We start from the raw sequence: 14,645 nt of genomic DNA, 5'->3' as shown, positions 1-14,645 counted from the left end.
TTATCTCGGCTCTGCGGCCGTGTCTCACAAGTGTCACGGCTTCATGATCAACATATCCGGCAATTAGAACGCGCGGCGTTGCGCGATGGGGCGATGTTTTGCCGGGGCGGGCTCGAGCCCGTCCCGGCAAAACATCGCTGCTCGAAGAGGTCCTCTTGCCCCAGCTCTTCTTCACCGACCTTTCTGCCCTGCCTCGTTCGGTGACGATCGACGGCGTTGCACACGCGTTAGAGGCAGACAAGATAGCGGCTGCAGAGAAGCTCGGGCTCGTTGAGGGTATGCCCTTCATTCTTGGCGGAGAAGGATCCTACGACCACAACCTCAATCGCTTCTTGCGATCCTGCCCGACCATGGGCGTACGCTCCCTGAACAGCCTTCGCGCATATGCGCGAGACATCGTCGTGTGGATGCGTTTTCTGGAAGAACGTCGGGGCGGCAAGTCTGTATGGGCTGCGAACCGTGACGACATCGCCGCGTTCCACCAGGCCCGGCGCCTGTCCGAGCCGCCCTTCCGCATCTCGGCCTCTTCCTGGAACCGAACGATCGCGGCTCTCGACAAGCTCTATAGATGGGCCGTCGATGAGAAGATCATCACAACGGCCCCCTTCACTTACAGGCAGCTATGGTCACGGGCACCGACCTCGGGCGCGGTCGTCTCCGTGGCGATCAACTGTGCCAAGGAGAGTGGAGGTCGCAACGGAGATGTGCAATTCCTGGATATGCCGCGCTATTTGGTTTTTCGCGACGTCGGACTGCGCGGCAGACTTCCTGACGGGCAGGAAGACCCGAGCTGGCGCGGACGCAATGGTACGCGCAATGCTCTGTTTGCGGAACTGCTGATCACGACAGGTCTGCGATTACAGGAAGCATCGAGCCTGCTGCTGAGCGAATTGCCAACGTTGGATACCGAAACAGGCTCTCCAGTCCGCTCTTTAGCCTTCCGTCTGGCTGCTGCGACGGCAAAGGGGTCGCGTGGGCGGGATATCCGCATGCCTATTCGTCTGATCAGGCAACTTCACGACTATGGTTTGATTGAGCGGGAGAATGCTCTTGGACGTCACCGGCGGCGCGGGCGCATCTGCCGGATGCCTCGATCAATCACAGTAGCCGCATATGAGCATCGCGCTTTACGCCTAGCCGACGGCGATCACACGGTCAGAGTAAGCGTCGACCAGTTGCGTCCATCGGATCGGGTACGCCTCATCGACAAGACGACCGGCTCACCCCTGGCGCTCTGGCTGACCGAGGATGGGCAGCCAGTGTCGATGGCGGCCTGGGAAGCCGTGTTCATGCGGGCCAGCGAACGATGCCGCCACCTCGGTTTCGATGACATGCATATCACTCCCCACATGCTCCGTCATAGCTTTGCCGTCCACATGTTGACGCTGCTTTTGCGCGAGCAGGTCCGGTGGGTGGTCAGCGAACGATCGGCACAGCTCGGCTCCGCCTATCGACGGATGATCGGCGATCCGCTGCTCAAGCTTCAAAGGCTGATGGGGCACAGCCGTATCGAAAGCACTTACATCTATCTCGACCATCTTGCCGACAGTCAGGAGATCGTCGATGCGGCCGTAAGCAACTTCGGGCTAGACGCGGGATCCGAGGAGTTCGCGCCATGAGACGGGGGAGGCTGGCCAAATTTCCGCCGCAGTCAGATAGCTCCGACGCGGATACCGCCGCGACCACTACGACTGTCGATCCGCGCCGCTTCGCCGTGCGTGTTGATACGGGCAACGAGTTTATCGTGGATTTAACCGACTTGACTCCCTCATCCTTCGTCGTGGAGATCGCGCCGCTGCTCCGGGAACGAATCCGTCAGATGGGACCAACCCCAATTTGGCGCTCAGTACGCAATAGCGTGAAGATGCTGCGGCGGTTTTGGTCGTTTCTCGATGCTCAGCGCCACACAATACGTGCACTGGGTGACGTAACCGTCGAGCTGATTGACGGTTACGAAGATTGGCTGGAGCAAAATGCAGGGAACCGATCGTCCCAGCGGCAACTTCTGGCGACACTGATCAGTGTATTGCGGATCGCCGTCAACGATCGTCCTGGCGTGCTCACACCCGACGTCGTATCGCGTTTGCGCTATCTGGGGCGTGGTCACGGCAGCGGCGGGCGCCCTCGTGACGCTTACAGCAGTGGGATTGCCGAAGCATTGCGAACCGCTGCGCGGACACAAGTGGCAAACGCCCGTGAGCGCATCGTACTCGGCGACGACCTTCCGGCGCCTCCACTCGGACTTAGCGCCGGTACGCGGCTGCGCGTTCTTTATGATGCCGTCCTCGTTGAGATCGCAAGATCCAGCTGGATCGAGGCAGAACATCCCGCCTTCAAACGCTTCGCAAATCTCGCCCGATATCACAAGATTGATTGCAAGATCGAGTTGCCGCACAGAGGATTCCACTTAACGGTAAGCGACTTCGCCGCGTTCCTGGTGCTGCTGTCGCTGGAGACCGGTATGGAGATGGAGTGCCTGAACCGTCTGAAGGCCGATTGCTTGCGCAATCCTACCCGAGGGTATGTCGAGATCGAGTATTACAAGCCTCGGGCGCGGGGCTCGGAATGGAAACACGTGCGGGTGCGGGACGGATCGATCGCCACGCCAGGCGGACTAATGCGGCTCGCGATCTCATTGACCGAACGGGCACGCCGGCACACTGGTTCAGATCGATTGTGGGTCCTTTGGACCGTCAACGGCCTGCGATCGCTGAGCGACGATGGCACGCAGGGAGTCGATGCTTTTGTCGAACGCTACAAACTTACAGATGATGAGGGCAGGCCGCTGCGCTTGCAGCTCTCCCGGCTTCGAAAGACCTTTAAAGCCGAATGGTATCGTCGCACCAATGGGCAACTCGAGCAGTTCGCCGTCGGCCATTCGATCCCTGTCGCAGCCAGGCATTATGCCGACATACCTGCCCTGCGCCATGTCCATGAACAGACGTTAGCTGACGCGTTTCACGACGCTCTCGACGCTGCGCTCAGACCACGCCTCGTCACCAGCGAGCAGGAGAACCCTGCCGTCGAGCCGCAGGACCAGGCTCCCGCAAAAGATGACCAAGACGTGTGGATGGCGCGATGCGGTAACTTTTACGATAGCCCGTTCGCAAAAGCCGGCGATCCCTGCCCCACGCCATTCTGGGGGTGCTTGGAATGCGAGAACGCCGTCATTAGCGAGCGCAAGCTCCCGGCGCTCCTCGCATTCCAATCGTTCATGGCCGATCAGCGTGCTGCCCTCAATGCCGAAGAGTGGTCAGTCAAGTTCGCGCGCGCTTGGCATCGCATCACTCATCAGATCATTCCTGCCTTTGCTCCACAGGTATTGGAAGCGGCCCGAAGGACGACTGATGCAAGAGATCCGATGCTCCTCTATCTGCCGGTAGAGGCGATAGCACGATGACAGCGGCAAATCTCGGCCACATCCCGCGCACCTCCAGCATCCGCAGCGACACTGACATTGTTCTTAAGTCGATGAAGCTGAAGGATGGGACGAATCGGGAAGCACTTTCTCGTTTTGGCGACGACGTCTGGGATCTCGATCCGGCAATCTTTCAGGACATGGCACGGCATGCCTTCCGCACGCTTGACTTCAGCACCATCACCTGTCCGCGGGAGAAGCTCACCGCCAAGGAATACATTTACGCCTGGCTTAACGAGCGATTGCCAGACGCCGCGCGTCGGCTACGGCCCATGAGTGCACGGGCGGCGCTCGGCACGCTACGTCAGCTTATGACCTTCGTTCGGGAACGAGAGGGACGATTCGATGCAGCTCTCATCGATCAGGATCTTCTCAATGCTTATCTCGTGTTTCAGAAGAACCGCTCGGTTTCGCCGTACCGGATCGCTGAGTGCTTGAGGCCGGCTTTGCAGTTGCATCGGCTGGCCCGCTTCCTGACGCATGGCGGCTTAAGTCTTGTGCCCTGGAACGGCGCACCACCCTACAGAGTGGCAGGCTGTAGCGGGCATACGTATGAGAATGTGACACCGCGCATACCCGACGCGGTGATCGCCGAACTGCTGCGATGGTCGCTTCGCTATGTCGAGTTGTTTTCCATCGACATCTTTGCAGCACGCGAGGAATTGGATGAACTGGAAGCGGGCTATTCGGCCCGCCCGCGCGGAGCTCCTGCGGGCAGCGTCGTCGCACGCGTGACGTCCTACATCGACATCCGCCGCCGTGCTGGCCGTGGCATCCCTGTGTGGAATGACCCCGCCGACATTGCAGGCCTGCGAGATGCTCTCATTCGAGGCAAATGGCTCAAGGGGGAAGTACTGAACATTCGGCTCATTTCGTTGCAGAGCTGTGTGCGTCCGAGCAACCTCATCCAGAATAAGGCGGCTTTTGCCCTTCTGCTCGAAGCCGTGCAGGAGCTCGGCGTCGAGCACGGTGGCATGGACACGCCGATCACCATCGATCCGACGAGCGGGCGTCCATGGCGGTCTCGCTTCGATGATTTCTCCCTGGCACACGAAGAGCGCCAGCTCCAGACCGCCGCTTACATCCTGTGCGCTTATCTGACCGGCATGCGCGATAGTGAAGTCCAGGCAATGCAATCCGGCTCCCTGCAGCGCAAACGCAGCGCCGATGGTATGATTGAGCGGCTGACTATACGCAGTACCGTCTACAAAGGGCGTGAAGAGCGCGGGAGCGTCGAGGAGTGGGTGACGATCGCGCCAGTTGTACGCGCCATTGAAGTGGCTGAGCGCCTCGTGGCAAGACATCGGCCACAGCGCAGGCAGGGCTGCATCTGGGTCGCTCTTCATCGTAAAGTTGCCCGAGATGGCGGCGTGCCGCACGTGGTGCAACGTATCAATGGGTTCCGCCAGAACTTGGACCGGCGTTTCGGAACCGCGGATGAACCGGCGATCCCGCTCGTGGATGGGCGATGCTGGATCTTCAACACGCGGCAGTTCCGCCGCACTGTGGCCTGGTATATCGCCAACCGCCCCTTCGGAGTGGTCGCCGGCAAGATCCAGTACAAGCATGCCTCCGTGGCAATTTTCGACGGCTATGCCGGCTCATCGACCTCCGGCTTCCGTCAGGAAGTGGAACAGGAACACTATCTGGGCCAGCTCGATGACATCGTAGAGCACTATGAAGCGGCACGACGCGGAGAACGCTTGACCGGCCCGGGCGCATCGCGCGTCATACACGAGATCGAACGGGTGACGAAGGAGATTGGCTCCTTGCCCGGCGTCATTGCGGATGGCAAACGCATGAAGGCAATGCTTGCTCACCTCGCACGCACGCTGCATGTCGGCTACCTGAACGATTGCTTCTTCGAGCCGGCAACCGCACTCTGCCTCACCCGGTCAGGGACCTCAACAAGCCAGCCTATCCTGTCGAACTGCGCTCCCGATCGCTGCCCGAACTCCTGCATTGCACGCCGCCATTTGCCAGCGTGGCAAGCAGCAATCGCGCATGCCGAAGCCATGCTGCAAGAAAGGCGCTTGTCGAACCTGCAGCGCAGCGCCATCCGGCAAGACCGAGATCGAATGCGCAAGCTGATCGCTCCCCTCCGGGAGGAACCGCCCTGAAGCCGGTCAGCATGTCGACCGACCGCGCGCTACGTGCCGCATTGACCCGGCTTGTCTGCGGCAATGCAACCCGGACCAATGGACGTTTGACGGTTACCAATCTGGCGCGCGAGGCCAATGTCAGCCGGGCAACTGCAAACCGCGCTCCGGCAATCGTGGCGGAGCTCAGAGCGATTTTGGCCGAGACCGCGTCCCCGCCTCTCAAACAGCACCAGCAGATCGATGCGACGCGCGATCAGCGCGACGCAGCGAATGTGGTGGCCCAGCACCTTCAGGTCCGCGCCCTGTTGCAACGCGACAGCGCCAATAGGAATGGTAAACTGCTGTCGGTAGTGGGCAAATTGGATGACGGCTAGCGCTGCCGTCGCTCCGGAACAGTCATCGGCGGCATGTCTTGTCCCCAATAAATTATAGTCTGTTCTGGACAACGCTCGCTCCATCCCTATCAAGGCCCTCCGATCCTAAAATCCCGGAAGGTTCAATTGGGACAACGTGCCGCCATCTATTGTCGGGTTTCGACCGCCGACCAGTCGTGTGAGCGGCAGCAGCGCGACCTGATATCGTTCGCTGCTCGCGCCCATTACGACGTCGTGGCGGTTTTCAAAGAGACGGGTTCAGGCGTGAAGCTTGATCGGGTTGAGCGCAAAAAGATCATGGCGCTCGCCCAGGCCAGACGAATCGACGCCATCCTTGTCACGGAGCTTTCACGATGGGGCCGTTCGACCATCGATCTTCTTAACACGCTACGCGCGCTGGCAAATTGGAAAGTGTCGGTCATCGCCACAAACGGTGTGACCTTCGACTTGTCCTCGCCGTATGGTCGGATGCTAACGACTTTTCTAGCCGGCATTGCCGAATTTGAACGTGACTTGATCAGCGAGCGGGTCAAGTCCGGCCTCGCCGCAGCAAAGGCACGGGGCAAAAAACTTGGCCGTCAGACTGGGCAACGACCCAAATCCGACCGGCTTGCACCCAAAGTTCTCGCGCTTGTCGCCGAAGGCCGCAGCTATCGCTGGATCGCCCGTGATCTTGGCATCAGTAAGAACACGGTCGGTGATATCGTTAAGCGCACCAAATCCGTTGAGAACCTGCCAAGGATCGCGACCCGTTAAGGCAAGACCAAGGCGCCGTCGTCAGCAACAAGCGTACTCACCGAAATCACGCCGCGCCGGCTATTTCGGGTGGCCATGCGAGCGCCTAAACAGTTAGGTGAGACAGATTGGCCGTTCAGATAATGGATGTGATCGGTAGCCGGGCGGTAATAGGCCTGCGAGCCGCCGTGGCGGATGTCGATGCTGAGCGCCGCGCAGAAACGTTCGGCGCGCTCGATCCGCTCGGCCTCGGGTCGCGCTGGCATCTCTGGCGATCCGTAACCGTCGACCTGAGAGCAATTAAAGACCGTGTAGCCGCGCGCGAACAGACGCCGGGCGGGCGCGTCGCGATCCTCGTCGCCCTGTTGGGCATCCGCCGCGTCACAATCAGTGGTCTTCCAGAACACGACTAAGTGGCCTCGTTCGCCCTTGCGAACCTGGGCGCCGAGCGCCTGCCATTGGCGGTAGGTGCCCCAAATGCCCGTGGGATAGCCCTCCGCGTGCGCCGCCGCCCAGAGTGAAAGGACGTTGACGCCGCGATAAGTCTTGGTTGAGGCGATATTGACGGGTGTGGTGAGGGCCGACCCGTCGTGATGCCAGGGCATTCGGTAGTCACCAGCGCCGGCCTCGATGGCCGCGATGATCTGGTTGGTGACGCGCTCGTAGATATCGGCATGTGTTTGGCGTCTGCGATCTGTGGTCATGGGTGCCTCCTTCAGCTCGCCCTCTTCGTCGAGGGCGATGCGGTAGAGGCAGACGCGGGAGGCCGGCCTGTCACACCCTGTTCTCGGTGCTGGTGCGGAACTGGGTTGATGGGCTGGCAGCGTCTGCCACACCCAAGCCATGTCTCGACGGGCGAGCTGTAGGAGGCGCTGACCATGATCGGCGTTCGAACCGACCGGGCAAGATGCGCCAATCTCACCGGCCGTGTCTCGCGCAGACGCTCTTCAGCGGTAAAGGTCTGACAGCCAGATCGGCCAAGCCCTTGGCCACTCGCTGAGGATACCGCGGCGATTGCAGCGTCAGCACATGACTATGCACGCCGCTCGCGAGCCTGCGTCCCTCAAGCATCTCCTGCGGGTCGGCTTATCATGCATGCACGCGCTCTTTAAGGCCTTCGGCGAGGAAGGGTCGGTGAAGCGTTTCGACCTACGGAACTCGGCGCCTGTACAACTCACACGTTCGACGGCGTCCGGCGCACATCAAGCACGTGCGCCAGAGATTGCCGGCTTTTAGCCCTCACTGGGTAATTTGCGACACCGAGCATGCGCGCCCCGCCACTTGGCAACGCCGTGTCGCTCGCGCTCATCCGGCGCCCTCTTTCAGAGGGGCGACAGATCCGTTCTTGCTTCGCTTATCACTCGGTCCGCGCTTGGTCGGGTTTCGGTGGTGAGCTTCCTGTCCAGCAACAGAGGCCTACAGAGGGCCGCAATACCGGGAGGTTTGGGACATGCGATCTGGCAAACTCGACCGAGCACTCTCTTGTTCAAACGCGACTTGGACGTCTGGACAGTGCTCGAAAACCGGCGTGATCGCGACCGGAAAGACAGCGACCGTAACGACTAGAGCTTCCACAAGTGGAGCGTTGGAGCGCCACTGTCTGACAAGCTGACGACGCGTGAACCGTGCACACTCCCCTTGAGGCGGGCATCGTCTAGATCAACCCACAGACCCCAATTGCTAGACTTACCCCAATAGCTGCGCCGCCATTCCACTTGGCGCACACCCGCTTCAACGCAAACCGCTGGCGTGCCGTGGCGAGGTTAGTCTCGAAAAGCCCGGCGCATATGCACGCCGGGCCCGTTCTTCACATATCAAGGAACTAGCAGGCTCTCCTCTTAGGCTTCCGCGCGAGCGCGCTCTTCCTGATGTGCGCCAGCAAGCTCTTCCTCGCGTTCCCGCTTGTTGTAGCGGATCGACGACCAGAGCGAGATGCCGATGAGCGCTGCCCCACCGAGGCCGGTGATGACTTCCGGAATGTGGACCAGCGTCTGGAAGTACATGACGACCGAGAGGATCAGAATCGCATAGAACGCGCCGTGCTCCAGGTAGCGATATTCGCTGAGCGTACCCTTTTCGACGAGCATGATCGTCATCGAGCGCACGTACATGGCGCCGATGCCGAGGCCGATCGCAATGATGAAGAGGTTCTGCGTCAGCGCGAAGGCACCGATAACGCCGTCGAACGAGAAGCTGGCATCGAGAACTTCGAGATAGAGGAAGGCACCGAAGCCGCCCTTTGCCGCAGCACTCATGGTTTCCTGCCGCGCATCGAGCAGTCCGCCGACCACCTCAACCACAAGGAAGGTCAGGAGGCCATAGATCGCCGAATAGACGAAGGTGTGCACGTCTGCCGGCTCAAGCAGCGTCGAGAAGCCGAGGATAAGAGCAAGGACGAATGCGATCTCGACGCCCTTGATGGTCGCAAAACGCGCCATCTTGGTTTCGACCCACTTGATCCAGTGCACGTCCTTCTCATGGTCGAAGAAGTAGCTGAGACCGACCATCATCAGGAAGGTGCCACCGAAGGCCGCGATCGGCAAATGCGCGTCGTTCATGATGCGCGCGTATTCTTCGGGCTTGCTTGCCGCCAGAACGATCGCTTCGATCGGACCGATCTTCGCTGCGATAACGACGATCAGGAGCGGGAAGACGATACGCATGCCGAAGACGGCGATGAGAATGCCCCACGTCAGGAAGCGATGCTGCCACTCGGGCGTCATGTCCTTGAGCTTGTTGGCATTAACGATGGCGTTATCGAAGGACAGGGAGATTTCGAGCACCGCAAGCACGGTGCAGATGAAGAAGACGGAGGCCATGCCACCGATGGTGCCGGTCGACTGCCAGCCGAGCCAGGCGCCGAGCACAAGGCCGACCGCCGTGACGATGAAGGCCCAGGTGAAATAGCCGAGCGCGCTCGAATGCGATTGAGGCTGGTTCATCGACGTGCCTCCTTCGCGCGGACGACGCCGGATTCGGTAAAAAGATGAGGTTTCAAGACAGAAATGCGCACGGCCGAAGGTGCACATGCGTGAGGCATGAGATCAGTTTTCATGAGAGCTAATCCGCCGGCTAATTTGCTGGCGGTACCGACATCACGAGAGCGCCGTAAAAACTCTCGCCAGAGGGGCCCGGCACCAGTGTTCGACCCGCGATCCGATGTCTGGACCGCGGGCACGATTGACTAATTAGCAGTGTCGGGCGGAACGTCAAGGGGGCGGCCACTCGGTGGATCGCCAAACGGTTGTTACCAAGCCCTGTCTTAGTTCGGCTGCCGCACCAAGCGTCGACGCCGATTCATTCGCAAAACTTATGGTTCCATATGCAGACGGCGATGGATCGGCCGCGCTGAATGTGGCATGGCGTGCGCAACTTATCGAAGGCCCCGACATGACCGTGATCTCCGCCCCCATAACCGCCCCGAACGCCGCCAGGACCGGTGTTCTCATCATGCTCTTGGGCATGCTGATGTTTTCGCTGAACGACGTCATGGGCAAATGGCTGGTCGCGACCTACTCGGTCAGCCAGTTGATGGTGATCCGAAGCGTTGCTGCACTTCTGTTTTTGTCGCCCTTCATTCTCAGGCGCGGCCTGCGCTCTATGTTCCAGGTTGAGCGGCCCGGCCTCCAGGCCCTTCGCTCGCTGCTTTTTGCCATCGACGCCTCCGCCTTTTATTTCGCGGTCGCCTACATGCCGCTCGCCGATACAATGACCTACTGGCTGGCCGCACCGATCTACGTTGCTGCCGCCTCGCCGTTCCTGCTTGACGAAAAGGTCGGCTGGCGACGCTGGACGGCGATCCTCATCGGCTTTGCCGGCGTCTTGATCGCGCTCGAGCCCTCCAAGGAAAGCCTCGGCCTCCCGGCCCTGATTGCACTTGCCGGCAGCACGGCCTTCGCCTTTGCCCTCATCCTCGGTCGCACGCTCCGCTCCACACCTGACACGACGCTGGTCTTCTGGCAGATCGTCGGCGCGCTCATCTTCTCGCTCGTCGGCGTTGCCGCCAATCCCTCCGGTTGGGCGCCGGTCGATGGCGAGGCGCTTCTGCAGCTTGGCGCGCTCGGCATCGTCGCGATGCTTGCGCATATCCTCGTCAATCGGTCGCTCAAGCTCGCGGATGCCGCCACCGTCGTCCCGCTGCAGTATACGCTGCTCTTCTGGGCCGTCGTCTTCGGTTGGTTCTTTTTTGGCGACACGCCTCGCCCGACCGTGCTCGTCGGCGCAGGATTGATCGTCGCCTCGGGCCTCTTCATCTTCTTCCGCGAACAGCAGTTGAAGAAGCGAAACGCAAAAGCCTGATCTCCCGCCCGGCGGGGTTCCCTCATCGGCGACACTCTGCTACGCCGCCGAGGTCCAAGCTTGAAGGAGATGTCCGTGGCCAAAGCGATCCATTCGATGATCCGTGTTCTCGAAGAGAAGCGATCGATCGATTTTTATCGTGTGGTCTTCGGGCTCGAAATCGCTGAACGGCTGGAGTTCGAAACCTTCGTGCTAATCTATCTCAGCAACGAGGAAAGCGAATTCGAGTTGGAGCTGACGGTCAACAAAGACCGGACCGAGCCCTATGCGCTCGGTGACGGTTATGGCCATCTGGCGCTGTCGGTCGACGACCTCAGTGCCGAGCACCGGCGGCTGACGGAGGCTGGTCTCAATCCGGGCAAGATCGTCGACTTCAACCGCGATGGCGCCCTGCTTGCGCGGTTTTTCTTCGTGGTCGATCCCGACGGTTACAAGGTCGAAGTGCTGCAGCGCCACGGTCGCTACAAGTAGGACCTGGCTGCCATGCAGATCAACCAAAACAATACCGATTATCGCGCCTATCTATTTCGCTTATAGACGAGCGCGACTTAGTCTTCCCCGGAAGCATCAAGAATGATGCGCAACAAGGGGAACGCGAATGAAGAAGCGGATTGCAGCAGCAGTGCTCGCCATCATGGCGGCAACGGCCGTTTCGGCCCAGGCCGCCGAAAAGATCAAGATCGGCACGGAAGGAGCCTACCCTCCCTTCAACTTCATCGACCCCGCCGGCAAGATCGGCGGCTTCGACGTCGACATCGGATTAGCACTTTGCGAGCGCATGAAGGTCGAATGCGAAGTCGTCGCCCAGGACTGGGACGGCATCATTCCCGGTTTGGTCGCCAAGAAATACGACCTGATCATCGCGTCGATGTTCATCACCGAGGAACGCAAGAAGCAGGTCGCCTTCACCGATCCCTACTACCTCGCAGCCATGACGCATGCGGCCCCGAAGGGTGCCGGCTTTACCGAGTTCACCAATGAGGCGCTCAAGGGCAAGGTGATCGGCGCTCAGTCGGGCACCACCCAGGCCGAATACATCACCGCGACATACCCCGATGCTGAGATCAAGCTCTACCCGACCCAGGATGAGGCGAACCTCGACATGGTCAATGGCCGCCTCGACCTTCAGGTGGGCGACATGCTGCCGCTGCTCGACTGGGTGACGAAGAATGCCGACGGAAAGGCATGCTGCGAACTGATCGGTGAACCGATCACTGACAAGAAGTTCGTCGGCGAAGGCGTCGGCATTGCCGTGCGCCAGGAGGACAACGACCTGCGCGAACGACTGAACAAGGCGCTGGACGAAATCCGCGCCGACGGCACCTACAAGAAGATCAACGACAAGTACTTCACTATCGACGTCTATACGATGAAGTGACGCCTGAAGGCGGGCGGAACAGTCCATTTGAGATCCGGCCGCGCCCCAGAAGCGCGGCCGGATCCTCTTCTTATTCTTCTCTTATCGCGCGCTGCCTTGCCACGATCGTCTTGAATTCGGGATCGTCGACGAGCGATTGCACGGCCCAGTAGCCTTCGAGCCACTCGGCCTCGCCTTCCCAACCGCCATCAACAAGCTGGCGGACATTGGCAAGCGCCCGAGTGCGGTCGTCGGCAAGCATCCAGGCTCCGGTTGCGTGGAAGCGATACCAGTTGATGTGATCGCTTGCCCGCTCCAAATGCAGCCCCCATTCCCGGCAAGTGGCGAGATCGAGATCGCCGACGTTCTCTGCCGGTAGGTTACCGCTATAGGCAAGGTGCCGGTCGCGTTCGATGAGGCCGATGCTCCTGGCAATCGCGATCGATCCCTTGTTCGAGGCATGCGTATGCCACTCGATATCGGGACGTCCGCGCTTGATGCACGCGGTAATCGTCGCAGCCGCTGCCGCTTTGCCAAGCCCAAGACGCCGATAGGCAGGTTCGGTCCCGACTCCCACTTCGCACCGGGTACCGCTGACGCTGTCGGTTGCGCAATGGCTGACGACGGATCCGTCGTAAAGCACACAGAAGCCGATGGCGTTTTCCAGGAAGAGTTCGGGAGAAGCCCACCCTTCCATGAGATCGGTTACCGTCTCGATATTGCCGGGTTCCAGATCGAGCAGGCGCTGGTCGATCGGCACGAGGCGGAAGCCGTCAGGCAACACCGTCGCCGCGAGACCATAACTTGCTCCCGGCAAACCCATCCTGACGCGCGGATGCGGCCGGGCGAAGCGATTAGACCAGATATCGCCGAGACGATCGGACCAGCGGTCTTCGACGAAGAAATAGGCCCAGTCAGGGATCAGTTCCTTCAGATTGGCAAAGCTATCGACCACCTCGTCGGGCAGACCCGCGAGATAAAAGGCATCGCCATTGGCGAGCAGCGCGACGCGTGGTTCGACTGGACGATCGACCCAGACTTCACCGTCTATGGTGCCGTCGAGTACGGCAGCAATGGCTACGTGGGTGGAAGCAAAGTCTTTTAAGAGGGCGTGAGCAGCCAAATAGGCGGCTTGTTCGAGTAGAAACATGAAAATGCAATCCTGTTGCGGCGGGATATCCCATCCCTGCCGCCAGAAGAAAGAGTAGAGACGAGCAAGTCGTCCCGTTTCAGACCGACTTCAGCCGACCGGCGCACGGCGTTGGACACTGTCATCTTGCACCCTCTCTCTTCCTGTGCGCCCCGGATCGGGCGCGATTGCACTCGACGAACCAGACAGCAGGGCCGGATGGAACAAGCGCTTTACGGTAACCGCTTCAGGACGGCCCTGCGGTCCGTGCGCTTGCGCCATTGGCGGCTGCAACGACAGGCGCTAAAGCTCTTCTGCCGGGATTTGGTGTAGCGTCAGCCCGGAATCGGCGGAATGCATCGGAGACCGACATGTTCGACCTCAGCGGAATGACGGCATTGGTAACGGGTGGCGGCCGCGGTCTCGGCTTTGAAATGGCAAAGGCGCTCGCACGGGCAGGAGCAGCCGTCGCGATCAACGGCCGCGGTTCCGCCACACTCGAAACGGCCCGTACCCAGGCTGCCTCGGAAGGCACCGCACTCGACATCGTTCCCGGCGACGTTTCGACGGATGTGGAAAAGATCGTCGCTGCCGCCGCCGGCAGGACCGGCCAACTCGACATCCTCATTCACGCCGTCGGCGAGCGCGACCGGCGCGGCACCGACGTCATGGATCCCGCCGCCTTTGCCACCCTCGTCAACACGGACCTGACGGCAGCCTATGCGATGGCGCGGGCAGCACTTCCCTATTTCCGCCGCTCCTCGTCCGCCCGGCTGATCTTCGTCACCTCGATCGCCGCCTCCGTCGCGCGGCCGGGCGACCCCGCCTATACCGCGGCAAAGGGCGGTCTTGATGCCCTCACCCGTTCATTGGCGGTGGAACTTGGATCGGCGACGCTGACGGTCAACGCGATTGCGCCCGGCTGGTTTGCAACCGAGACCAATGCCGCACTCGCCTCCGATCCCGCACTGCAGGCCTTCGTCGATATCCGAATTCCCTTGAAACGCTGGGGCCGACCGGAGGAGATCGCGCCGGCCGCCGTGTTCCTGGCCTCGCCTGCCGCCAGCTTCGTCAATGGCATAACCTTGACGGTGGACGGTGGCATGACCGCGCAGATGTGAGCGTCATCGTAGACCTTTTCCCGTGCAGCGGCTGCATTCGGAATTCGCCTTGGCGCTGTGTGCTTGGATCCGGAGTGCCCGTAGATCGGCGCGGCAGCGCCGCAGTCTTT

Annotated in this window: 12 protein-coding genes; 9 read left to right on the top strand and 3 right to left on the bottom strand. The window is 60.6% G+C overall.

Translation table 11 applies throughout. The features are described 5' to 3' along the window. Nucleotides 1-155: 155 nt before the first annotated feature. The 5 genes from BLU15_RS31985 (at nt 156) to BLU15_RS31965 (ending at nt 6,650) form a co-directional block, all read left to right on the top strand. Nucleotides 156-1,619 (top strand): tyrosine-type recombinase/integrase, encoded by a 1,464-nt coding sequence (locus tag BLU15_RS31985; protein ID WP_090300107.1) that lies wholly within the window; start codon nt 156-158, stop codon nt 1,617-1,619. Next, a complete protein-coding gene (locus BLU15_RS31980) occupies nt 1,616-3,400 on the top strand; it encodes a phage integrase SAM-like domain-containing protein (protein ID WP_090300109.1) in 1,785 nt (594 codons plus the stop codon). Before BLU15_RS31985 ends, BLU15_RS31980 begins: the two co-directional genes overlap by 4 nt. Next, the gene (locus BLU15_RS31975; RefSeq protein WP_090300111.1) at nt 3,397-5,538 is read left to right on the top strand and encodes a hypothetical protein; all 2,142 of its coding nucleotides are present in this window, start codon (nt 3,397-3,399) and stop codon (nt 5,536-5,538) included. Before BLU15_RS31980 ends, BLU15_RS31975 begins: the two co-directional genes overlap by 4 nt. A gap of 11 nt (nt 5,539-5,549) precedes the next feature. Further along, the gene (locus BLU15_RS31970; protein ID WP_090300113.1) at nt 5,550-5,894 is read left to right on the top strand and encodes a hypothetical protein; all 345 of its coding nucleotides are present in this window, start codon (nt 5,550-5,552) and stop codon (nt 5,892-5,894) included. 126 nt (nt 5,895-6,020) lie between these two features. Beyond that, nucleotides 6,021-6,650 carry a recombinase family protein gene (locus tag BLU15_RS31965; RefSeq protein ID WP_090300115.1) on the top strand — a complete coding sequence of 210 codons (630 nt, stop codon included), beginning with the start codon at nt 6,021-6,023 and terminating at the stop codon, nt 6,648-6,650. On the opposite strand, the gene BLU15_RS31960 is transcribed toward BLU15_RS31965, so the two are convergent. Next, the gene (locus BLU15_RS31960; protein ID WP_244546876.1) at nt 6,647-7,333 is read right to left on the bottom strand and encodes an ArdC family protein; all 687 of its coding nucleotides are present in this window, start codon (nt 7,331-7,333) and stop codon (nt 6,647-6,649) included. The two genes, BLU15_RS31965 and BLU15_RS31960, sit on opposite strands and share 4 nt — an antisense overlap. A 1,134-nt stretch (nt 7,334-8,467) precedes the next feature. Next, on the bottom strand, nt 8,468-9,571 hold the full coding sequence (locus BLU15_RS31955; protein ID WP_090300941.1) for a DUF475 domain-containing protein: 1,104 nt from the start codon (nt 9,569-9,571) through the stop codon (nt 8,468-8,470). Nucleotides 9,572-10,019: 448 nt separating this feature from the next. On the opposite strand from BLU15_RS31955, the gene BLU15_RS31950 reads away from it, so the two are divergent. The 3 genes from BLU15_RS31950 to BLU15_RS31940 all read left to right on the top strand — a co-directional run bounded on the left by BLU15_RS31950 (nt 10,020) and on the right by BLU15_RS31940 (nt 12,306). Next, nucleotides 10,020-10,928, top strand: a complete 909-nt coding sequence (locus BLU15_RS31950) for a DMT family transporter (RefSeq protein WP_090300939.1) — start codon at nt 10,020-10,022, stop codon at nt 10,926-10,928. 75 nt (nt 10,929-11,003) lie between these two features. Beyond that, the gene (locus BLU15_RS31945; RefSeq protein WP_090300937.1) at nt 11,004-11,399 is read left to right on the top strand and encodes a VOC family protein; all 396 of its coding nucleotides are present in this window, start codon (nt 11,004-11,006) and stop codon (nt 11,397-11,399) included. Nucleotides 11,400-11,526: 127 nt separating this feature from the next. Continuing rightward, nucleotides 11,527-12,306, top strand: a complete 780-nt coding sequence (locus tag BLU15_RS31940) for an ABC transporter substrate-binding protein (RefSeq protein WP_090300925.1) — start codon at nt 11,527-11,529, stop codon at nt 12,304-12,306. A 70-nt stretch (nt 12,307-12,376) separates the two neighbouring features. Here the strand turns inward: BLU15_RS31940 and BLU15_RS31935 are convergent, their stop codons facing one another. Continuing rightward, nucleotides 12,377-13,435 (bottom strand): GNAT family N-acetyltransferase, encoded by a 1,059-nt coding sequence (locus BLU15_RS31935; RefSeq protein ID WP_090300922.1) that lies wholly within the window; start codon nt 13,433-13,435, stop codon nt 12,377-12,379. 350 nt (nt 13,436-13,785) lie between these two features. Between BLU15_RS31935 and BLU15_RS31930 the strand changes: the two genes are divergently transcribed. Then, a complete protein-coding gene (locus BLU15_RS31930; protein WP_090300920.1) occupies nt 13,786-14,535 on the top strand; it encodes an SDR family oxidoreductase in 750 nt (249 codons plus the stop codon). Nucleotides 14,536-14,645 lie beyond the last annotated feature (110 nt).

Source organism: Ensifer sp. YR511 (assembly GCF_900103045.1).
Taxonomy (GTDB): Bacteria; Pseudomonadota; Alphaproteobacteria; order Rhizobiales; family Rhizobiaceae; genus Ensifer; species Ensifer adhaerens.
This window is presented reverse-complemented; position numbering and strand designations above follow the sequence as displayed.

What these genes read in the sequence shown, in the direction of transcription:
- BLU15_RS31975 (WP_090300111.1), top strand. Translation starts at nt 3,397, where the DNA reads ATGACAGCGGCAAATCTCGGCCACATCCCGCGCACCTCCAGCATCCGC.
- BLU15_RS31940 (WP_090300925.1), top strand. Translation starts at nt 11,527, where the DNA reads ATGAAGAAGCGGATTGCAGCAGCAGTGCTCGCCATCATGGCGGCAACG.
- BLU15_RS31970 (WP_090300113.1), top strand. Translation starts at nt 5,550, where the DNA reads ATGTCGACCGACCGCGCGCTACGTGCCGCATTGACCCGGCTTGTCTGC.
- BLU15_RS31935 (WP_090300922.1), bottom strand. Translation starts at nt 13,435, where the DNA reads ATGTTTCTACTCGAACAAGCCGCCTATTTGGCTGCTCACGCCCTCTTA.
- BLU15_RS31960 (WP_244546876.1), bottom strand. Translation starts at nt 7,333, where the DNA reads ATGACCACAGATCGCAGACGCCAAACACATGCCGATATCTACGAGCGC.
- BLU15_RS31930 (WP_090300920.1), top strand. Translation starts at nt 13,786, where the DNA reads ATGTTCGACCTCAGCGGAATGACGGCATTGGTAACGGGTGGCGGCCGC.
- BLU15_RS31955 (WP_090300941.1), bottom strand. Translation starts at nt 9,571, where the DNA reads ATGAACCAGCCTCAATCGCATTCGAGCGCGCTCGGCTATTTCACCTGG.
- BLU15_RS31950 (WP_090300939.1), top strand. Translation starts at nt 10,020, where the DNA reads ATGACCGTGATCTCCGCCCCCATAACCGCCCCGAACGCCGCCAGGACC.
- BLU15_RS31980 (WP_090300109.1), top strand. Translation starts at nt 1,616, where the DNA reads ATGAGACGGGGGAGGCTGGCCAAATTTCCGCCGCAGTCAGATAGCTCC.